General features: G+C 50.1%; 18 protein-coding genes. 17 read left to right on the top strand and 1 reads right to left on the bottom strand.

The features are described 5' to 3' along the window. Positions 1 to 37: 37 nt before the first annotated feature. The 14 genes from BUC01_RS12030 to BUC01_RS12095 all read left to right on the top strand — a co-directional run bounded on the left by BUC01_RS12030 (position 38) and on the right by BUC01_RS12095 (position 17,871). Entirely contained in the window at positions 38 to 1,378 is a 1,341-nt protein-coding gene (locus BUC01_RS12030; protein WP_025832275.1) for a glutamate synthase subunit beta, read from the top strand. A gap of 57 nt (positions 1,379 to 1,435) precedes the next feature. Continuing rightward, entirely contained in the window at positions 1,436 to 3,130 is a 1,695-nt protein-coding gene (asnB, locus tag BUC01_RS12035) for an asparagine synthase B (protein WP_025832274.1), read from the top strand. Positions 3,131 to 3,453: 323 nt separating this feature from the next. Further along, positions 3,454 to 4,878 (top strand): polyamine ABC transporter ATP-binding protein, encoded by a 1,425-nt coding sequence (locus BUC01_RS12040; protein WP_025832272.1) that lies wholly within the window; start codon positions 3,454 to 3,456, stop codon positions 4,876 to 4,878. A gap of 16 nt (positions 4,879 to 4,894) precedes the next feature. Beyond that, positions 4,895 to 5,668 (top strand): ABC transporter permease, encoded by a 774-nt coding sequence (locus BUC01_RS12045; protein WP_034524337.1) that lies wholly within the window; start codon positions 4,895 to 4,897, stop codon positions 5,666 to 5,668. Further along, positions 5,665 to 6,456: an ABC transporter permease gene (locus BUC01_RS12050; protein WP_073313801.1), complete on the top strand. Its 792-nt coding sequence runs from the start codon at positions 5,665 to 5,667 to the stop codon at positions 6,454 to 6,456. Before BUC01_RS12045 ends, BUC01_RS12050 begins: the two co-directional genes overlap by 4 nt. A 194-nt stretch (positions 6,457 to 6,650) precedes the next feature. After that, complete coding sequence (locus tag BUC01_RS12055; RefSeq protein ID WP_025833294.1) at positions 6,651 to 7,964, top strand: ABC transporter substrate-binding protein; 1,314 nt, start codon at positions 6,651 to 6,653, stop codon at positions 7,962 to 7,964. A 61-nt stretch (positions 7,965 to 8,025) separates the two neighbouring features. Continuing rightward, on the top strand, positions 8,026 to 8,796 hold the full coding sequence (locus BUC01_RS12060) for a glycerophosphodiester phosphodiesterase family protein (protein ID WP_073313803.1): 771 nt from the start codon (positions 8,026 to 8,028) through the stop codon (positions 8,794 to 8,796). A 375-nt stretch (positions 8,797 to 9,171) separates the two neighbouring features. After that, positions 9,172 to 9,987, top strand: coding sequence for a diaminopimelate epimerase (dapF, locus tag BUC01_RS12065; protein WP_025833291.1), 816 nt, complete (start codon positions 9,172 to 9,174; stop codon positions 9,985 to 9,987). 14 nt (positions 9,988 to 10,001) lie between these two features. Next, complete coding sequence (locus BUC01_RS12070; protein WP_025833290.1) at positions 10,002 to 11,234, top strand: LL-diaminopimelate aminotransferase; 1,233 nt, start codon at positions 10,002 to 10,004, stop codon at positions 11,232 to 11,234. A 131-nt stretch (positions 11,235 to 11,365) separates the two neighbouring features. Further along, the gene (locus BUC01_RS12075; RefSeq protein WP_073313805.1) at positions 11,366 to 12,085 is read left to right on the top strand and encodes a hypothetical protein; all 720 of its coding nucleotides are present in this window, start codon (positions 11,366 to 11,368) and stop codon (positions 12,083 to 12,085) included. An 88-nt stretch (positions 12,086 to 12,173) separates the two neighbouring features. Continuing rightward, positions 12,174 to 12,530, top strand: coding sequence for a P-II family nitrogen regulator (locus BUC01_RS12080; RefSeq protein WP_025833288.1), 357 nt, complete (start codon positions 12,174 to 12,176; stop codon positions 12,528 to 12,530). A 128-nt stretch (positions 12,531 to 12,658) separates the two neighbouring features. Continuing rightward, positions 12,659 to 14,086 (top strand): ammonium transporter, encoded by a 1,428-nt coding sequence (locus BUC01_RS12085; protein WP_025833286.1) that lies wholly within the window; start codon positions 12,659 to 12,661, stop codon positions 14,084 to 14,086. A gap of 63 nt (positions 14,087 to 14,149) precedes the next feature. Continuing rightward, a complete protein-coding gene (locus tag BUC01_RS12090) occupies positions 14,150 to 16,339 on the top strand; it encodes a glutamine synthetase III family protein (protein ID WP_073313807.1) in 2,190 nt (729 codons plus the stop codon). Positions 16,340 to 16,575: 236 nt separating this feature from the next. Beyond that, entirely contained in the window at positions 16,576 to 17,871 is a 1,296-nt protein-coding gene (locus BUC01_RS12095) for a S28 family serine protease (RefSeq protein ID WP_025833284.1), read from the top strand. Positions 17,872 to 18,038: 167 nt separating this feature from the next. Here the strand turns inward: BUC01_RS12095 and BUC01_RS12100 are convergent, their stop codons facing one another. After that, complete coding sequence (locus tag BUC01_RS12100) at positions 18,039 to 18,614, bottom strand: HdeD family acid-resistance protein (RefSeq protein WP_025833281.1); 576 nt, start codon at positions 18,612 to 18,614, stop codon at positions 18,039 to 18,041. Positions 18,615 to 19,145: 531 nt separating this feature from the next. Here BUC01_RS12100 and trpB point away from each other — a divergent pair. Genes trpB through BUC01_RS12120 form a run of 3 tightly spaced genes read left to right on the top strand, consistent with a single transcriptional unit; the run spans position 19,146 to position 22,380 of the window. Further along, entirely contained in the window at positions 19,146 to 20,330 is a 1,185-nt protein-coding gene (gene trpB / locus BUC01_RS12110; RefSeq protein WP_025833279.1) for a tryptophan synthase subunit beta, read from the top strand. Between the two features lie 6 nt (positions 20,331 to 20,336). Next, positions 20,337 to 21,737, top strand: a complete 1,401-nt coding sequence (locus BUC01_RS12115; RefSeq protein ID WP_073313809.1) for an anthranilate synthase component I family protein — start codon at positions 20,337 to 20,339, stop codon at positions 21,735 to 21,737. A 28-nt stretch (positions 21,738 to 21,765) separates the two neighbouring features. Further along, the gene (locus tag BUC01_RS12120) at positions 21,766 to 22,380 is read left to right on the top strand and encodes an anthranilate synthase component II (protein ID WP_025833277.1); all 615 of its coding nucleotides are present in this window, start codon (positions 21,766 to 21,768) and stop codon (positions 22,378 to 22,380) included. Positions 22,381 to 22,389 lie beyond the last annotated feature (9 nt).

The following is a 22,389-nucleotide window of genomic DNA, read 5'->3' on the forward strand; positions in this document are numbered from 1 at the left end:
ATCCCCTTTTATTCTTTAACTCTTTAATTTGTTTATCATGGGAAATCCAAAAGCATTCTTAACCATACCACGACAGGAAGCGGGTTACCGCCCTGTCCACGAACGCATCACCGACTTCAGTCAGGTGGAACAAACTTTGAACAGCCACGACCGCAAACTCCAGGCATCACGCTGTATGGACTGCGGTGTCCCTTTCTGCCACTGGGCATGCCCGCTGGGCAACAAGCAACCCGAATTTCAAGACGCACTCTATAAAGGCAAATGGCGTGAGGCTTACGAGGTCCTCGCTGCTACCAACGACTTTCCCGAGTTCACGGGACGCATCTGCCCCGCCCTCTGCGAGAAATCATGTGTACTGAAACTCTCCTGCGATGAGCCTGTCACCATCCGTGAGAACGAAGCCGCCATTGCCGAAGCTGCCTTCCGCGAAGGCTACATCACTCCTATCCGCCCCGAACACAACGGAAAGCGGGTAGCCATCATCGGTGCCGGCCCTGCCGGATTGTCCGCCGCCTGCCGGCTGAATGCCCGGGGGTATGAAGTAACCCTTTTCGATAGCAAACCCATGCCCGGTGGATTATTGCGCTATGGTATTCCTAATTTCAAACTCGACAAAGCAGTAATCGACCGCCGCATGCGGGTACTCGAAGCCGAAGGCATTCAATTTGAGATGGGCGTAACCGTAGACGTGCAGAAACTTCCCGCAGGCTTCGACGCCTATTGCATCTGTACCGGAACCCCACAAGCACGCGACCTCACCATCCCCGGACGCGAACTGAAAGGTATCCACTTCGCCCTTGAAATGCTGTCACAACAGAACCACATTCTCGACGGAGAAACTTTTCCGAAGGATAAGTTGGTAAATGCCAAAGGCAAGAAAGTCCTCGTCATTGGTGGTGGAGATACCGGTTCGGACTGTATCGGTACAAGCATCCGCCAGGGAGCCGTAAGCGTGACGCAGATAGAAATCATGCCGCAACCTCCCGTAGGACACAACGACTCCACGCCCTGGCCGCAATGGCCCATTGTGCTGAAGACGACTTCGAGCCACGAAGAAGGTTGCACCCGTCGCTGGAGCCTTGCTTCCAACCAGTTCATCGGGAAGAACGGCAAGGTATGCGGCGTAGAGGTGGAAGAGGTGGAATGGACTGCGGCACAAGATGGCGGACGCCCCACCATGAAGCTCACCGGAAAGAAAGAAATCATTGATGCCGACATGGTATTGTTAGCTATGGGCTTTCTGAAACCGGAACAACCGGAATTCCCAGAGAATGTGTTTGTGGCAGGAGATGCTGCCAGAGGTGCAAGTCTCGTGGTTCATGCGCTGGCTGACGGACGCAAGGCGGCGCAGAGAATAGATGAATATTTAAATAAATGATAATTTAGCGGCAAAGCCGCTAAATTATCATTTACTAACCCTAAAACAAATACAATCATGTGTGGAATAACAGGCATCTTCAACATCCAATCTCAATCCCAGGAATTGAGAAGTAAAGCGCTGAAAATGGCGCAGAAAATCCGTCACCGCGGACCCGACTGGAGTGGTATCTACGTAGGTGGCAGTGCCATCCTGGCACACGAACGGCTTTCCATCGTCGACCCCGAAAGCGGTGGGCAGCCTTTGTACTCATCCGACAACAAACAAATCCTCGCCGTAAACGGTGAAATCTATAACCACCGCGAAATACGTGCCCGTTATGCCGGGAAATACACTTTCCGGACAGGTTCGGACTGCGAAGTCATCCTCGCCCTCTACAAGGACCGGGGCATCGACTTTCTTGAAGAATTGAACGGCATCTTCGCTTTCGCCCTCTATGACGAGGAAACCGATGATTTCCTCATCGCCCGTGACCCGATTGGCGTCATCCCTCTCTATATAGGCCATGACGACCAAGGCCACATCTACGTGGGCAGCGAACTGAAAGCGCTTGAAGGTTTTTGCGACGAATACGAGCCTTTCCTCCCCGGCCATTACTATCGGGGAAGCGAAGGCAAGATGCAACGCTGGTACAAGCGCAACTGGACCGAATATGACACCGTAAAGTCAGACGACACCGCCGCCCGCCATGCCACACGTCAGGAAATAGACAGCATAAAGCTTTCTCTCGAAGCTGCCGTCCAGCGCCAACTCATGTCCGATGTTCCTTACGGGGTACTCCTTTCCGGTGGACTCGACTCCTCCGTCATTTCTGCCATTGCCAAAAAGTATGCCCGCAAGCGCATCGAAACCAACAACCAAAGCGAAGCCTGGTGGCCGCAACTCCACTCCTTCGCCGTCGGCCTGCGCGGTGCACCGGACTTGATAAAAGCCCGTGAAGTGGCCGAATACATCGGCACCGTCCATCACGAAATCAACTATACCGTGCAAGAAGGTCTCGATGCCTTGCGCGACGTCATTTACTTTATCGAAACCTACGACGTCACCACCGTCCGCGCTTCCACACCGATGTACCTGCTGGCACGTGTCATCAAGAGTATGGGTATCAAGATGGTGCTCAGCGGTGAAGGAGCTGACGAAGTTTTCGGAGGATATCTCTACTTCCACAAAGCGCCCACCCCGCAAGCTTTCCATGAAGAGACGGTACGCAAACTCTCCAAACTGCACATGTACGATTGCCTGCGTGCCAACAAGAGCCTGGCCGCTTGGGGAGTGGAAGGGCGTGTACCTTTTCTTGATAAAGAATTCCTGGATGTAGCCATGAGCTTGAATCCCGCCGTCAAGATGTGTCCGGGCAAAGAAGTAGAGAAACGCATCGTCCGCGAGGCTTTCGAGGATATGCTGCCCGAAAGTGTGGCCTGGCGACAGAAAGAACAGTTTTCGGACGGTGTAGGCTACAACTGGATTGATACGCTGAAAGCCGTCACATCTGCTGCCGTCACCGACCACCAGATGGAGCATGTGGCCGAACGATTCCCCATCAATCCACCGCAGAACAAAGAGGAGTATTATTACCGCAGCATCTTCGAAGAGCACTTCCCCAGCCGGTCGGCAGCTTTCAGTGTTCCCAGCGTCCCCAGCGTGGCATGTTCCACAGCCGAAGCCCTTACCTGGGATGCCACACTGCAAGGAAAGAATGATCCGAGCGGACGCGCTGTGGTAGGAGTGCACGAAGCGGCATATACATTATAAAATAGTAATGCCACACTTCAGCAAGTAAAATGCCACACTTGAATGAACACAATGCCACACTTCGTGATTGTTGAAGTGTGGCATCATCCTCATTATAGTGTGGCATTTTACTTGCTGAAGTGTGGCATTATGACTACTCAGATGTGGCATTTCCCTCATACTGTTTCCCCTCGCTGCCAACAAACAACTAATGCTTTATATCTAAATATAACTTCTCTCCCCCTCCTCTTTCATATTCCCGATTAATTCCCTACCTTTGCCCCGCTTTTTTCGAAAAAGCAGAATTCGTTCAATTCGTTTTTGGGTTAAACTTAATAACGCTTATGCAAAAGTCTGACTGCATCATTGGTGTAGAGCACGTATCGAAATACTTCGGAGACAAAGCCGTACTGAATGATGTAAACCTCTCTGTCCGTAAGGGCGAATTTGTAACTATCCTGGGACCCTCCGGCTGTGGCAAGACTACCTTGCTTCGCCTGATAGCCGGTTTCCAGACCGCCTCGGAAGGCATCATCACCATCGGCGGACGTGACATCACCCAGACACCGCCGCACCAGCGACCGGTGAACACCGTCTTCCAGAAGTATGCTCTCTTCCCTCATCTGAATGTGTACAACAACATCGCCTTCGGACTGAAACTCAAGAAAATGCCCGAAGCCACTATCGGCAAGAAGGTGAAGCAAGCCCTCCGCATGGTAGGCATGACGGATTACGAAGACCGTGACGTCGACTCCCTCTCCGGCGGGCAACAGCAGCGCGTAGCCATCGCCCGCGCCATCGTCAACGAACCGGAAGTGTTGCTACTGGACGAACCCCTCGCCGCCCTCGACCTGAAAATGCGCAAGGACATGCAGATGGAACTGAAGGAGATGCACCAGAAGCTCGGCATCACCTTCATCTACGTCACCCACGACCAGGAAGAAGCCCTCACCCTGAGCGACACCATCGTCGTGATGAGCGAAGGCCGCATCCAGCAGATAGGTACCCCGACCGACATTTACAACGAGCCTATCAACTCTTTCGTTGCCGACTTCATCGGCGAGAGCAACATCCTGAACGGACTCATGCTCCAAGATAAATCCGTCTCCTTTGCCGGACACGAATTTGAGTGTGTGGACAAGGGCTTCGGCGTCAATACCCCTGTCGATGTCGTCCTCCGTCCCGAAGACATTTATATCTTCGAGCCTTCTGCCGCCGCCCAACTGACAGGCACCGTCACCTCCTGCATCTTCAAAGGCGTGCACTACGAAATGATGGTGCAGACCAACGAAGGTTACGAATTCATGGTGCAGGACTATCACAGCTTCGAAGCCGGACGCCAGGTGGGCCTGCTCGTAAAGCCCTTCGATATCCACGTCATGAAGAAGGAACGCACCTGCAACACTTTCGCCGGACGACTGATCGACGGACAGCACGTCGAGTTCCTCGGCTATACCTTTGAGTGCGCTGAAGTGCAAGGCATCGAGCCGGGCAGCGACGTACAGGTGGAGATTGATTTCCAGAACGTCATCCTCGAAGATAACGAAGAAGACGGCCATCTGACTGGTGAAGTGAAATTCATCCTCTACAAAGGCAACCATTACCATCTCACCGTGTTTACGGACTGGGATGAAGATATCTTTGTCGACACCAACGACGTCTGGGACGACGGCGACCGCGTCGGCATCACCATCGCTCCGCAGAACATCCGGGTGATGAAACCCTCTGCTATTGTTGAACCCACTAATAAGAAAGGAAGTGCTCAGTAATATATCCCGCTTCTTCATGCGTCGCCGGAACTGGACTGTTCCCTACGCTCTGTTTCTCGTCATCTTCGTGGTGATGCCCTTGTTGCTCATTGTGCTCTATGCTTTCACGGACGCCGAGGGCGCGTTCACATTCGCCAACTTCCGCAAGTTCATGGTGCACCCCGAAGCCATCAACACATTTGTTTACTCCATCGGGATAGCCGTCATCACCACGCTGGCATGCTTCATACTGGGTTATCCCGCAGCTTATATCCTGAGTCAGAAACGCTTCAACACTTCCCAGACCATGGTTGTACTGTTCATCCTGCCTATGTGGGTGAACATCCTGATACGCACACTTGCCACCGTGGCGCTGTTCGACTTCCTCAACCTGCCGTTGGGCGAAGGTGCGCTGGTGTTCGGTATGGTCTACAACTTTCTGCCGTTCATGATATACCCCATCTACAACACGTTGCAGAAGATGGACGGCAGTCTGATAGAAGCCGCCCAAGACTTGGGCGCTACGCCCCTGCAAGTGTTCCGGAAGGTGATTCTGCCCCTCTCCATGCCGGGCATCATGAGTGGCGTGGTGATGGTTTTCATGCCCACCGTCTCCACCTTTGCCATTGCCGAATTGCTGACAATGAACAATATCAAACTGTTCGGTACCACCGTGCAGGAGAGCATTTATAACGGAATGTGGAACTACGGCGCTGCCCTGTCGCTCATCATGCTGTTGCTGATTGGCGTCACTGCCTTGTTTACGAACGAGAACGACAGTGCTCAAAATGAAAGCGGAGGTGTGATATGATGACACGTATATTTGCCAAAGGATATTTGTGGCTGCTGTTGGCGCTGCTCTATTCGCCCATCCTGATTATTATGATTTTCTCCTTCACCGAAGCCAAGGTGCTGGGCAATTGGACAGGGTTCTCCACCAAATTATACAGTTCACTCTTCACCGGCGGGATGCACCACTCGCTGATGAGTGCCATCTGGAACACATTTGCCATCGCGCTGATTGCGGCTACGGCATCTACCTTGCTGGGCAGCCTGGCAGCCATCGGCATCTTCAACCTGCGTTCCCGTGCCCGGCAAGTGATGAACTTCACCAATGCCATACCGATGATGAATGCAGACATCATCACAGGTGTGTCGCTATTCCTGTTGTTTGTCAGCTTCGGCATCTCACAAGGATTCACAACGGTGGTGCTGGCACATATCACTTTCTGTACTCCGTATGTAGTGCTCAGTGTCATGCCCCGCCTGAAAAAGATGAATCAGAACGTTTACGAAGCCGCCCTCGACCTGGGCGCTACGCCTTTCCAGGCATTGCGGAAGGTTATCTTTCCGGAGATCCTGCCGGGAATGATAAGCGGGTTCATCCTTGCTTTCACCCTTTCCATTGATGATTTCGCAGTGACCATTTTCACCATCGGAAACGAAGGTCTGGAAACGCTTTCCACCTATATCTATGCCGATGCGCGCAAGGGGGGATTAACCCCGGAATTGCGCCCGCTGTCAACTATCATCTTCGTAACGGTGTTAGTGCTGCTGATTGTGATAAACAAGAGAGCGGAACGTTCAAAGAAAGAATAAAAACAAAAATGATAATTTAGCGGCTTTGCCGCTAAAAATTGACAATTAACAATTGACAATTGACAATTACCATTCGGAACGATTGTTTAAGCACAATATAGCGCAGCCTAATTGTTAATTGTCAATTGTCAATTGTCAATTTTTAGCGGGCATCCGCCCGCTAAATTATCATTTACCACATAATCATATCAACAATGAAGAAATACATACCCCTCCTCCTCTGCATCCTTCTTCTCGCTTCTTGCACCAGCTCCGGCGAGAAACGTAGCCGTGTCCTCAAAGTCTACAACTGGGCTGACTACATCGACGAGAATGTCCTTGCCGAATTCCCCGCCTGGTACAAAGAACAAACAGGCGAAGACATCCGCATCATCTACCAGGTATTCGACATCAACGAAATCATGCTCACCAAAATCGAGCGTGGGCAGGAAGACTTCGACCTCATATGCCCCTCGGAATACATCATTGAGCGTATGTTGAAAAAGGATCTCCTCCTCCCCATCAACCGCGACTTCGGCAAAACCCCGGATTACATCCCCAACATCTCCCCTTACATCCGGAAAGAACTGGAGAAAATCAGCCAGCCCGGCCGCCACACCAACGACTACGTTGTTCCCTATATGTGGGGTACTGCCGGCATTCTCTATAACAAGAAGTTCAAAACCCTCGAAGAAGTCAGCACCTGGGGATGCCTTTGGGATGCCGTCAACCGTGGTAAAATCTTGATGAAGGACAGTTACCGCGACGCTTACGGAACTGCCATCATCTACGCCCACGCCCGCCAGCTTGCCGACAGCACCATCACCGTGGAACAACTGATGAACGATAATTCCCCCGAAGCCATCGCCTTGGCAGAGCAATATCTGAAATCCATGAAACCCAATATCGCCGGGTGGGAAGCCGACTTCGGCAAAGAGATGATGACCAAGAACAAGGCATGGCTCAACCTCACATGGAGCGGTGATGCCGTCTGGGCCATCGAAGAAGCCGAAGCTGTGGGTGTCAGCCTCGATTATACGGTTCCCCGCGAAGGCAGCAACATCTGGTACGATGGCTGGGCCATCCCCAAGTACGCCCGCAACGTGAAAGCCGCCAGTTACTTCATCAACTACCTTTGCCAACCGGACATTGCCCTGCGCAACATGGATGCCATAGGTTACGTCAGTGCCGTAGCAACCGCCGAAATCATGGAGGCAAAGATTGATACGACTCTTGAACAGTTCTCCGACCTCAGCTACTTCTTTGGCCCCGGAGCAGACAGCATTCAAATCAATCCTATCCAGTACCCCGACCGTCAAGTAGTAGAGCGCTGTGCCATGATCCGCGACTTTGGCGACCGCACGGAACTCGTCCTTGAAATGTGGAGCCGCGTCAAAGGTGATAATCTGAACACTGGTATTGTGCTCCTTATCTTTGCCGTTTTCGGTGCACTATTTGTCTGGATTGTATGGAAACGGATCAGTATCTATAAGCAGAAGAAACGCCATCGCCGTCGCAGACGGAGATAGTAGTTATTAAATATTATCGAATTATTTCGTAACTTGCAACGAATTTAAAAATCACGCACCTATGAAACTGAAAAACCTTTTATTCGCCTCTATCCTGACTATTGCCGCATACGGCACTGTACAGGCACAAAACACCCAAGTTATCGCCCACCGTGGCTTCTGGAAAACTGACGGCTCCGCCCAAAACAGCATTGCCGCTCTGGTGAAAGCCGACTCCATCAACTCTTACGGCTCCGAGTTCGACGTATGGCTCACTGCCGACAATAAGCTCATCGTAGACCATGACGGTGTCTTTAAGGGTGTCCGCATGGAAACATCCACCAAGAAAGAGTGTACTTCCATCATTCTCGATAATGGGGAAAACCTCCCAACCCTGAAACAATACCTCAGCAAAGCCAAGCAACTGAAAACCCGTCTGATCCTGGAGCTTAAAGCACATAAAACTCCCGAACAGGAAACCCGAGCCGTAAAACAAATCGTGAAAATGATAAAGAAAATGGGCCTGGCAGACCGCACCGAGTACATCACCTTCTCCCGCCACGCCTGCAAAGAGTTCATCCGTCTCGCCCCGAAAGGCACTCCCGTCTACTATCTGGAAGGCGACCTCAGCCCGAAAGAGTTGAAAGAATGGGGATGCGCCGGCCCCGACTATCACTTCAGTGTATTCAAAAAACACCCCGAATGGATTAAAGAATGTCACGACCTCGGCATGAAAGTGAATGCCTGGACAGTGAACGATGCCAAAGACATGGAATGGCTTATCGGCGAAGGCGTGGACTTTATCACAACCAATGAGCCTGTATTATTGCAGGAGATATTGAAAAGGAAATAACTTTTTTAAAGATAGTAACAAGGTGTTTCCTGAAATACATTTAGTCACCAAAAAACAATAAAACCGTTTCATAATGTCATTTATGAAATGGTTTTTTCATTCCATAAACTTCACTTTTCTGCAAAAACCAAGCATTTACCTCCTTTTTCACACAGAATGAATATGCAGAAAGAATTCCATAAATAACAAATCCACTAAATATCCCCCTGCAAACTTTTAAATTGAAACTTGAATAGTGTATATTTGCAGCGACTGAAAGATTAGACTCCTAAAATAGAAATAAGGTATTGTTTTTATTAAATAACAATCAAAATGTCGTATCTTTGCATCGTGATTAAAACAAAAGGAAACATTAATTCACCAACAGAGTACAAAATGACAAGAATGATTAAATTCACCAAGATGCACGGAGCGGGTAACGACTACATCTATGTAGACACCACGAAATACCCCATCGAAAGTCCTGAAAAGCTTTCGGTTATATGGAGCGCCCCGCACACAGGAATTGGAAGTGACGGTCTGGTACTTATCGGCAGTTCGGACAAGGCTGATTTCAGCATGCGCATCTTCAATGCGGATGGTTCCGAAGCCAAAATGTGTGGTAACGCCAGCCGTTGCATCGGCAAATACCTATATGAATATGGATTGACCTCAAAGCCAGCAGTCACCCTCGATACCCTTTCGGGCATCAAAGTGCTGAAGCTCCACATAAAAGACGGAAAAGTAGATACCGTCACCGTGGACATGGGCATCCCTACCGGTATGCAGGAGCAAACCGTAGAAGCCGACGGACGGAAATTCACCGGGACCACCGTCTCAATGGGAAATCCGCATCTGGTAATCTTCGTAGATGATATAAAGGAAATAGACCTCGAAAGTATCGGCCCGAAACTGGAAAACTACCCGTCATTCCCCGGACGAATCAATGTAGAGTTCGCCCAGATACTTGAAGACGGCAAAATCCGGATGCGGGTATGGGAAAGAGGTTCGGGCGTCACCCAAGCCTGCGGAACAGGAGCTTGCGCCACCGCCGTAGCCGCCGCCCTCACAGGAAGAGCCGGAAGATCATCAGACATCATCATGGATGGAGGCACACTCACCATCGAGTGGGACGAAAAAAACGGGCACGTAATGATGACCGGAGGAGCGGTCCGGGTATTCGATGGGGAGATAGAGATAATTAACGCTTAAAACAACAAGAAAGTATGGCATTAGTAAACGAACATTTTTTGAAATTACCGGGAAGTTATTTATTTTCAGACATAGCTAAAAAGGTGAATACTTTCAGGATAACACACCCTAAGCAAGAAGTCATCCGTCTGGGTATCGGCGACGTTACCCGGCCACTGCCACCGGCCTGCATCGAGGCGATGCACAAGGCGGTGGACGAGATGGCAAACGGGAAGACTTTCCGCGGCTACGGCCCCGAACAGGGATACGATTTTCTGATTGAGGCCATCATCAAGCACGATTACGCCCCGAGAGGTATTCATTTCAGCCCTACGGAAGTGTTCGTCAATGATGGAGCCAAGAGCGATACGGGTAACATCGGAGATATCCTCCGCCACGACAACAGCGTGGGAGTGACCGACCCCATCTACCCGGTATACATAGACAGCAATGTGATGTGCGGCCGTGCCGGAGTGCTGGAAGAAGACGGCAAATGGAGCAACGTGACCTACATGCCCTGTACCGCCGAAAACAACTTCGTCCCCGAGATACCGGACAAGCGCATCGACATCGTTTATCTCTGTTACCCTAACAACCCGACGGGAACCACACTGACGAAACCTCAGTTAAAGAAATGGGTGGATTACGCACTTGCCAACGACACCCTCATCCTGTTTGATGCGGCATACGAGGCATTCATACAAGAAAAAGATGTGCCCCACTCCATCTACGAGATAAAAGGAGCCAAAAAATGTGCCATCGAATTCCGCAGCTTCTCAAAAACAGCCGGATTCACCGGGGTACGTTGTGGATATACCGTGGTTCCGAAAGAACTGACAGCCGCCACACTGACCGGTGATCGCATCGCACTGAACCGCCTGTGGAACCGCCGTCAATGCACCAAGTTCAACGGCACCAGCTACATCACCCAACGGGCTGCCGAGGCCATATATACCCCGGAGGGCAAACGACAGATAAAGGAAAACATCGATTACTATATGAACAACGCCCGGACGATGAAAGAAGGTCTGGAAGCAGCCGGACTGAAAGTGTACGGCGGCGTAAATGCCCCTTACATCTGGCTGAAAACACCGAACGGAGTCGGTTCGTGGCGATTCTTTGAACAAATGTTGTACGAGGCCAACGTGGTGGGGACACCCGGCGTAGGTTTCGGTCCCAGCGGAGAGGGTTACATCCGGCTGACTGCTTTCGGCAATCACGAAGATTGCACGGAGGCGATGAAGAGAATCAGAAAATGGTTGATGTAGAGAGAAGAGATGATTCGACAAGCTCAGCATGACAGATGGCATCGACTTACAGAAAACATTATACTTAAATAACAGCTGTTTCACCGGACTGATCATCCGCAATTTTTCTAAATTTAAAAAGGTAAAAGGATATGGAAACAAAAAGCGTAAAATTGAAGGCAATAGCAATCGCATTATTATCAGTAGCCCTGCCCTTCACGGCAAAGGCACAGGACAAAGTGGAAGCATCAGTCGGTGCCGACCTGGTAAGTGGTTACATCTGGCGCGGCACGGACTGCGGCGGAGTGAGCATTCAGCCCAGCATGTCGGTAGGATATAAAGGCCTGTCACTGACGGCATGGGGTTCGGTAGGAATCGACAAAGACGATGCCAGGGAAATTGACCTTACACTGGGCTACAGCACAGGCGGTTTCAGCGTGGCAGTCACCGATTACTGGTTCTCCTATCACAAAGAAGACGGTGGATATACGGGAGATTACTTCAAGTATGGTGCACACAGCACGGCACATATCTTTGAAGCGACTCTGGGATACGACTTCGGCCCTTTGGCACTAAGCTGGAACACTTATTTTGCCGGTGACGACTACACGAAAGAAAATGGTGACAGAGCCTATTCCACTTATGTAGGCATCAGCGCCCCTTTCAAACTGGGTGGTCTGGATTGGTCGGCAGAAGTAGGTTTCACCCCGTGGGAAGGTGCATATGCCGACAAATTCAACGTCACCAACCTCACACTGAAAGCTGAAAAAGAGATCAAATTCAGTGACTCCTTCTCACTGCCCACTTTCGCGCAGTTGACGTTCAATCCCCATACACAGGGAGCTTACTTCGCAGTGGGAGTTAGTTTTTAAAGAAGAATAAACAGGTATTAGGTATTTACAGATGCGCCGAATGGCAAATCGTAAATCGTAAATTGTCTAATCGTAAATATAGTAAGGTATGAAAAAGATTGAAGCAATTATCCGTAAGACCAAATTCGAGGATGTAAAGGACGCATTGCTCGAAGCGGACATCGAATGGTTCTCCTACTACGACGTAAGAGGTATAGGAAAATCACGCCAGGCCCGCATCTACCGCGGTGTAATGTACGACACCAGTTCCATTGAACGTATCCTGGTCTCCATCGTGGTACGAGACAAGAATGCGGAAAAGACCGTGCAAGCCATCATCAAGTCCGCACAAACCGGAGAAATCGGCGATGGACGTATCTTCGTCATTCCCATTGAAGACGCCATCCGCATCCGCACTGCCGAAAGGGGCGACATCGCACTCTATAATGCCGAACAAGAAAGATAGGCAGCTACAAACCACAACAAAAAAGTGAGCGATGCACTACCTTATAAGGGAGAAGCTCACGCCCTTGTAAGGGAGAAGCTCACTATAGAAAGACAAAGAATACAAGTACAACAAAAAGCAAAAAACTTATGGATAAATATAGAAAACGCAGCATTGCCAAGCTGTGGATAGCCGGTGCTGTCCTTATGGCAATCTGCATGGCAACAGAAACTTTCGCACAGAATACCGCCACGGCGGACAACCTATCAACCACAGTAATAGCCGTCACAGAGCAGACAGCCACAGAAGAAGCTGCTCCCGACACTTTAGGAGAACTGATAAACGGACTTAACACTGTATGGATGCTTCTCGCCGCCATGCTGGTATTCTTCATGCAACCGGGCTTCGCACTGGTGGAAGCCGGTTTCACACGGGTGAAGAACACCGCCAACATCTTGATGAAGAACTTCGTGGACTTCATGTTCGGCTCCCTTCTCTACTGGTTCATCGGCTTCGGACTGATGTTCGGCGTAGGCGGTTTCGTGGGAATGCCCCACTTCTTCGACCTCTCGTTCTATGACGGCGGCGGACTACCCACAGAAGGTTTCCTGGTTTTCCAGACCGTATTCTGCGCCACAGCGGCTACCATCGTATCAGGAGCTATGGCGGAGCGCACCAAGTTTTCCATGTATCTGGTTTACACCATCTTTATCAGCGTACTGATTTACCCTGTATCCGGTCATTGGACCTGGGGCGGCGGATGGCTGATGAACGGTGAAGAAGGTTCGTTCATGATGAATCTGTTCGGCACTACGTTCCACGATTTCGCAGGGTCTACGGTGGTTCACTCCGTCGGTGGCTGGATTGCACTGGTAGGTGCGGCTATCCTCGGCCCGCGTATCGGCAAGTATGGCAAAGACGGCAAATCGAGAGCCATCCCGGGACACAACCTTACGATGGCAGCTCTGGGCGTATTCATCCTATGGTTCGGCTGGTTCGGTTTCAACCCCGGTTCACAGTTGGCAGCAGCCTCTACGGCCGATCAGGAAGCTATCTCACACGTATTCCTTACCACAAACCTTGCAGCCTGTGCAGGCGGTTTCTTTGCACTGGTAGTCAGTTGGTTGAAGTTCAGCAAACCGTCCTTGTCACTCACCCTGAACGGTATCTTGGCAGGTTTGGTAGGCATCACGGCAGGTTGTGATGCGGTTTCCCCACTGGGTGCAGTCATCATCGGTACCATCTGCGGCATCGTAATGATCTTCTCGGTGGAATTCATCGACCAAGTACTTAAGATTGACGACCCTGTAGGTGCCTCTTCCGTACATGGTGTCTGCGGTTTCCTCGGAACCATACTCACGGGGCTTTTCTCCACCAGCGAAGGTCTCTTCTACGGTGCAGGTGCAGGTTTCCTGGGTGCACAGGTATTCGGTGCCCTCGTGGTAGGCGCATGGGCGGCAGGTATGGGTTATCTCATCTTCAAAGGACTCGACATCGTGCACGGTCTCCGCGTTCCGAAACGGGTGGAAGAAGAAGGACTCGATATTTACGAACATGGCGAATCAGCTTATAACTAAACAAGAGTTTTTTTACTCTAACAAATATATTTTTATAAACCAACAATTACAACTCGAGGTATTATGTCAAAATTGAGATTCAGAGTAGTTGAAACGGCGTTTAAGAAGAAACCCGTTGCAGTGGCAGCCCCCGCGGAACGTCCGTCGGAATATTATGCCAAGTATGTGTTCAACAAGGAAAAGATGTTCAGGTATCTGCCCAGCAAGGTATATGCCAAACTGATTGACGTGATCGACAATGGTGCTCCGCTGGATCGCAGCATTGCTGATGAAGTGGCAGCCGGTATGAAGAAATGGGCACTCGAAATGGGCGTTACCCACTACACTCACTGGTTCCACCCGCTCACCGAAGGTACGGCCGAGAAGCACGATGCTTTCATCGAACACGACGGCAAAGGCGGTGTGATGGAAGAATTCACAGGGAAGCTCCTCGTTCAGCAGGAACCGGACGCATCCAGCTTCCCCAACGGTGGCATCCGCAATACTTTCGAAGCACGCGGTTACAGCGCATGGGACCCCTCCTCTCCGGCTTTCATCGTCGATGATACGCTCTGCATCCCTACCATTTTCATTGCATACACCGGCGAGTCTCTGGACTACAAGGCACCGTTGCTGAAAGCCCTGCGTGCTGTAGACAAAGCTGCCGTAGACGTATGCCGCTACTTCAATCCCGAAGTGAAAAAAGTGGTTGCCTACCTGGGTTGGGAACAGGAATATTTTCTGATTGACGAAGGACTTTATGCTGCCCGTCCCGACCTGTTGATGACCGGGCGCACGCTCATGGGCCACGACAGTGCCAAGAACCAGCAGCTCGAAGACCACTATTTCGGAGCCATCCCCACCCGCGTGGCCGCTTTTATGAAGGAATTGGAGATTGAAGCATTGAAACTCGGTATTCCCGTCAAGACCCGTCACAACGAGGTAGCTCCCAACCAGTTTGAGTTGGCTCCTATCTTCGAAGAATGTAACCTGGCGGTAGACCACAACATGCTTATCATGGCACTGATGCGTAAAGTAGCTCGCAACCACGGCTTCCGCGTGCTGTTGCACGAAAAGCCTTTCAAGGGCGTCAACGGTAGCGGTAAGCACAACAACTGGTCACTGGGCACGGACACCGGTATCGGATTGATGGGACCCGGCAAGTTGCCCGAAGAAAACCTACGCTTCATCACCTTCGTAGTGAATACCCTGATGGCGGTTTATAAGCACAACGGATTGCTAAAGGCAGCTATCTCCAGCGCCACCAACGCACACCGTCTGGGTGCCAACGAAGCGCCTCCCGCAATCATCTCCAGTTTCCTTGGCAAGCAGTTGTCGCAGGTGTTGGAGCACATCGAAGAGAGCACCAAGGATGACCTCGTAAGTCTCAGTGGCAAACAGGGTATGAAGCTGGACATCCCTCAGATTCCCGAATTGCTCATCGACAACACCGACCGTAACCGTACCAGCCCGTTCGCCTTCACCGGCAACCGTTTTGAGTTCCGTGCCGTAGGTTCCGAAGCCAACTGCGCCTGCGCCATGATAGCCTTGAACGCTGCCGTGGCAGAGCAACTGGTAGAATTCAAGAAAGATGTGGATGCCCTCATCGAAAAGGGTGAACCGAAGATTTCGGCCATCCTCGAAGTGATCCGCAAATACATCAAGATTTGTAAGCCCATCCATTTCGACGGCAACGGCTACAGCGACGAATGGAAAGCCGAAGCCCTGAAGCGCGGTCTGGATTGCGAGACCAGCGTACCCCTTATCTTCGACAGCTATCTGAAACCGGAAAGCATCAAGATGTTCGAAGCTACCGGTGTCCTGAACCGCAAAGAGCTGGAAGCCCGTAACGAAGTGAAATGGGAAACTTACACTAAGAAAATCCAAATTGAGGCCCGTGTATTGGGTGATCTGGCCATGAACCACATCATCCCCGTGGCAACACAATATCAGACGGATCTCATAGACAACGTTTACAAGATGAAGGACTTGTTCCCCGGCGATAAAGCTGCAAAACTATCTGCCAAGAACCTGGAACTCATCGAAGAGATTGCCGACCGCACCGCTTTCATCAAGGAGCATGTAGATGCCATGATCGAAGCCCGTAAGGTTGCCAACAAGATTGAAAGTGAACGTGAGAAAGCCATCGCCTACCACGACACCATCGTGCCGGCCATGGAAGAGATCCGTTACCACATCGACAAGCTGGAACTGATTGTTGACAACCAGATGTGGACGTTGCCCAAATACAGAGAACTCTTGTTTATAAGATGATTTTGAGATTTATGATTTACAATTTATGATTTATGCCATGCGGCATAATAGCACAGCCTATAAATCTGAAATCATAAATCTTTCTATTTCTTTTGTTGGTTGTTTTAAGTTTGCAGGGGGAGAGGTGCCGTGAGGTAGTTCTCTCTCTTTTTTATGACTAAATTATCATTTATCCCAAACGTCTCTCCTTTTCGCAAAAAGTAGTATCTTTACCCCGAATTTAAAATCCTATTATGATGAAGAACATATACATTCGCTACGCGACGCTTTTACTCCTTGTATTGCTGGCAGTTCCGGCATCTTTATCCGCACAAACTGCCCTGAAGCAAAAATTAAACAAAATTTCCGCCATCAAGGAAGTCCGTCCGTTAGAAACCTCTGAATTCGCAGAGAAGTACGTCACCTATTTTACCCAACCGTTGGATCACCGCCATCCGGAGAAAGGCAGTTTCCGTCAGCGCGTCATTGTCGCCCATATTGGTTTCGACCGTCCCACAGTCATCGTCACCGAAGGTTATGGCGCCGCTTATGCCCTCCGCCCCAAATATCGCGAAGAGCTGTCAAAGCTTCTCAATGCCAACATGATATTCGTGGAATACCGTTATTTTCTGGAATCCACCCCCGAACCCAAAGACTGGCAATATCTGACAGCCGAAAGCTCCGCAGACGACCTGCACGCCATCACCACCGCATTCAAGAACATCTATCCGGGCAAATGGATCGCCACAGGCATCAGTAAGGGTGGACAAACCACCCTCCTCTACCGCACCTTCTATCCGGACGATGTGGATATTTCCGTCCCCTACGTAGCGCCGCTTTGCTATGGAGTAGAAGATGGCCGTCATGAACCTTTCCTGCACAATGTATCTACTGCCGAAAACCGCAAGAAAATTGAAGATTTCCAATTGGAAGCATTGAAACGGAAAGCAACCTTACTCCCCCGTTTCGAGAAGTACTGTGCCGAAAAGAAATATTCTTTCAACGCTCCTATCGAAGAAATCTACGATTATTCGGTATTGGAATATTCCTTCGCCTTGTGGCAATGGGGCACTCCCATCACTTCCATTCCCGCCACTACCGCTTCCGACGACGACATTTTCAAGCACTTGCTTGCCATCAGCGAACCCGGCTACTTCACTCCCAACAGTCCGAACGCTTCTTTCTTCGTGCAGGCAGCCCGCGAACTGGGTTACTATGGTTATGACGTCGAACCTTTCAAAGAATACCTTTCTATCAAGTCAAGTAAAGGTTATCTGCACCGTCTGATGCTCCCCGAAGAACTGAAAGATATGGATTTCGATAAAACTCTCAGCAAGAAAATAACAAAGTTCCTAAAGAAAAACGACCCGAAAATGATTTTTATCTATGGTCAGAACGACCCGTGGACAGCAGCAGGCGTCACCTGGCTGAAAAACAAGAAGAATATTCACGTATTCATCCAGCCCAATGGGAGCCATCTGGCGCGCATCAATACGTTACCCGAAAAAGAAAAGAAAGAGGTGATGAAACTGATAAACGAATGGCTGGAATAAATGATAATTTAGCGGGCGGATGCCCGCTAAAAATTGACAATTGACAATTGACAATTAACAATTAACAATTAGGCTGCGCTATATTGTGCTTAAACAATCGTTCCGAATGGTAATTGTCAATTGTCAATTGTTAATTGTCAATTTTTAGCGGCAAAGCCGCTAAACTATCATTTATCTTCTATAATTTCCGCATCCTCAATATCCCTATCCTTCGGTGCAGTCGGCATCTTCGGACGTTTACGCGTGAACGTAAACCAGTTCACTAACTCTGAAACTGCATAAATTATGCTGGTGACACCGATAATAATGAACGCTGTCGAGCGCACCCCTGTCGGATTGAACAAGGCTACCAGCCCTGCAATCAGAATGAGTACCGGAATGACATAAAATCCTGCACGAACCGGCATCCAACGGCGGGCTGCCGACAACGACGCAATCTGTTGTACACCTCCCAGCACCAGGATAAATCCTAATACAAACGTCAGCAAATCAGCAAAGAAACCGGGCATAATCACCAGCCAAAGACCGAACAACAAGCTACCGATCCCCTCAATAGGCAAACGGCGCCTTTCCTCCGCACTCATGGCGAAATATCCGATAATACTTAAGAGCGACGGTATCAAGAATACGACACCAATCGTTATAACAAAGTAATCGCCCGCTTCATTGGGAAACATCACCAATACCAGACCGATTACCAGCGCACATATCGTGCGTAAAAATGAGTTACTTATTCCTTTCATGAGCTTATGATTTTTTGCGAAGATACATTTTTATCCGCACAACTCCACAAGAAAGTCACGAAAAATCAATTAACGTTCAGCCAGGCGTTCATATCTTCGGCCACCAATAGCCAGTAAAGCAACAAGAGAATAGCAATCGATACGCCAATGGCGACTAAATGTTTCCGTTTCATAGTTCATCCTTTCTTTTTTATATGAGTAATGGTTGTTTTTAATACCCTTATAGAACAAGTTTATAAGAAAATTGTTCTTAGAAAGAAAAAAAGCAAGAAATTCTTTGGTATTTAAAACAAAGTGATTACATTTGCCCCCAGTTAAAACAAAAAGACAATGAAAACAATGCTCGTAAATACATATTGGTGGTGGCGCCCGTTACAACTCCGACAGTCGTAAGGGAGCAGCGCTCGTATGTATATATGTGAACATAATATAGAATAAGAAAGAGCCCTGTCGCAACCTGCGACAGGGCTCTTTTCTTTTATCCGGTTTTGAGATAAACAGTAAATCGTAAACAATTAAATAAAAAATAGGATTATGAGTTTTTTAGTAAATCAAGATGGTTATTACGGAGAATTCGGCGGAGCATATGTTCCCGAAATACTCCACAAGTGTGTAGAAGAGCTGCAGAACACCTACCTCAAAGTACTGCAAAGCGAAGATTTCAAGCAAGAGTTCGACCAACTGCTGCGTGACTACGTAGGCCGCCCCTCCCCACTCTATTACGCCCGCCGCCTCTCCGAGAAGTACGGCTGCAAACTCTACCTCAAACGTGAAGACCTGAACCACACAGGCGCCCACAAAATCAACAACACCATCGGCCAAATCCTCCTGGCACGCCGCATGGGCAAACACCGCATCATCGCCGAAACCGGTGCCGGACAACACGGTGTAGCCACCGCCACCGTCTGCGCCCTGATGAATATGGAGTGCATCGTCTACATGGGCAAGACGGACGTAGAACGCCAGCACATCAACGTAGAAAAGATGAAAATGCTCGGTGCAACCGTTATCCCTGTCACCTCCGGCAATATGACACTGAAAGATGCTACCAACGAAGCCATCCGCGACTGGTGTTGTCATCCCGCTGATACCTACTACATTATAGGTTCCACAGTCGGCCCGCACCCTTATCCCGATATGGTAGCCCGCCTGCAATCCGTCATCAGCGAAGAAATCAAAAAGCAACTCATGGAGAAAGAAGGCCGTGACTGTCCCGACTATCTCATTGCCTGTGTAGGCGGTGGAAGCAACGCTGCCGGAACCATTTACCATTACATCGACGACTCCCGCGTACAAATCGTCCTTGCCGAAGCCGGAGGAAAAGGAATAGACACCGGAATGACCGCAGCCACCATCGCCCTCGGCAAAATGGGTATCATCCACGGCGCCCGCACCTACGTCATCCAGAACGAAGACGGCCAGATTGAAGAACCTTATTCCATCTCCGCCGGACTGGACTATCCAGGCATCGGTCCCATGCACGCCAACCTCGCCGTACAAAAACGTGCCATCGTGCTTGCCGTGAATGACGATGAAGCTATCCGTGCAGCCTATGAGCTCACGAAACTGGAAGGTATCATTCCCGCCCTGGAAAGCGCCCATGCCCTCGGTGCCCTCGAAAAACTAACCTTCAAGCCCAAAGACGTCGTTGTCCTGACCGTTTCCGGACGCGGAGACAAGGACATAGAGACGTATCTGGAATTAATTAATAATTAAAGCGTTATGAATACATACAACTACCAAACCCACAGCCGTACCATTCTCGGGGATCTTCACACTCCCGTAAGTACCTATCTTAAAGTCCGTGACGTGTTCCCTCAAAGCGCCCTCATGGAGAGTTCGGACTATCACGGCAGTGAAAACAACCGTTCCTTCATCGGCCTTTGTCCGCTGGCAAGCGTCAGCATCGACCACGGGACGGCCATCTTCCGTCTGCCCGACGGCACTCGCGAAGAACATCCCGTCACACACGAATACCGCGTAGAGAATGCTTTAGAAGATTTCCTCAGCCGCTTCCACGTCGAAGGTGAATACGCCAATTATTGCGGTCTTTATGGCTACACCTCTTTCAATGCCGTGCGCTATTTCGAAGACATCCCTGTGAAGGACAGCCGCGAAACCACCAATGATGCACCGGATATGCTCTACATCCTCTATCAGTACCTTATCGTCTTCAACGATTTCAAAAACGAAATGGTGCTTCTCGAAATGCTTGCCCCCGGTGAAGAGAGCGAACTGGACACCGTACAAAAAGCCATCCACAACCGCAACTATACCGCCTACGACTTCCGTGCCGTCGGCGAAACCACCTCCTCACTGACCGACGAACAGCACAAGGCAAATATCCGTCAGGGCATTTCCCACTGTCTGCGTGGAGACGTTTTCCAGATTGTCCTCTCCCGCCGCTTCGAACAACGCTTCGTAGGCGACGACTTCAAACTCTATCGTGCCCTGCGCAGCATCAACCCCTCGCCTTACCTGTTTTACTTCGACTTCGGCGGTTTCCGCATCTTCGGTTCGTCCCCCGAAACTCACTGCCGCATCGAAGGCCGTCATGCCTACATCGACCCCATTGCCGGCACCACCAAGCGTACCGGAGACCCAGAGCAGGATGCCAGGAATGCCCAATATCTGCACGATGATCCCAAAGAAAACGCTGAACACGTCATGCTCGTCGACCTCGCCCGAAACGACCTTTCGCGCAACTGCCACGATGTAAAAGTGGATTTCTACAAGGAGATGCAGTATTACAGCCACGTTATCCACCTCGTCAGCCGTGTCAGCGGTACACTGAACGATGATGCCAAACCCATCAAAGCTTTTATCGACACCTTCCCCGCCGGCACTCTGAGCGGCGCCCCAAAAGTTCGTGCCATGCAGCTCATCAGCGAACTGGAACCACACAACCGTGGCGCCTACGGCGGTTGCATCGGCTTCATCGGTCTGAACGGTTCTCTGAATCAAGCCATCACCATCCGTACTTTCGTCAGCCGCAACGGAGTGCTTTGGTTCCAGGCAGGCGGCGGCATCGTAGCCAAGAGCAACGAAGAATACGAGCTGCAGGAAGTCAACAATAAACTGGGAGCGCTGAAAAAGGCGATTGTAATGGCAGAGAAAATGTGAGAACCATAAATTATAAATCATAAATCCCATGATCGTAATCATAGATAACTACGACTCTTTCACCTACAATCTTGCCCATCTGGTGAAAGAACTCGGTGCAGAAGTAGATGTTCTGCGCAACGACTGCTTCGCCCTCGAAGACCTTGAAGCATACGATAAAATCATCCTTTCCCCCGGTCCGGGTATTCCCGAAGAGGCAGGATTGCTTCTCGATGTCATCCGCACCTATGCCGGACGCAAGCCCATACTCGGTGTCTGCCTCGGCGAACAAGCCATCGGCCAGGTTTTCGGCGGCAAGCTGACCAACCTGAGTGAAGTATTCCATGGCGTACAAACAAAGGTATATGTGTCTCCCGCAGGGGCTAATAATCATTCGCCCGCTCCCGCAGCGCCAGCAATACCTATAGAGCCCGATTACCTTTTTTCCGGCCTTCCCGCTGAAATTCCTGTCGGCCGTTACCACTCCTGGGTAGTCGATACCGGGAATTTTCCCGAAGAACTTGCCATCACCGCCATCAGTCCGGAAGGCCAGATCATGGCACTGAAACACCGGACGTTCGATATTCACGGCATCCAGTTCCATCCGGAATCGGTACTGACTCCCGACGGAAAAACGATCTTGAAAAACTGGATTTCCAAATAATAAAAATTG

The sequence above is a fragment of the Bacteroides stercorirosoris genome (assembly GCF_900142015.1).
Classification (GTDB): Bacteria; Bacteroidota; Bacteroidia; order Bacteroidales; family Bacteroidaceae; genus Bacteroides; species Bacteroides stercorirosoris.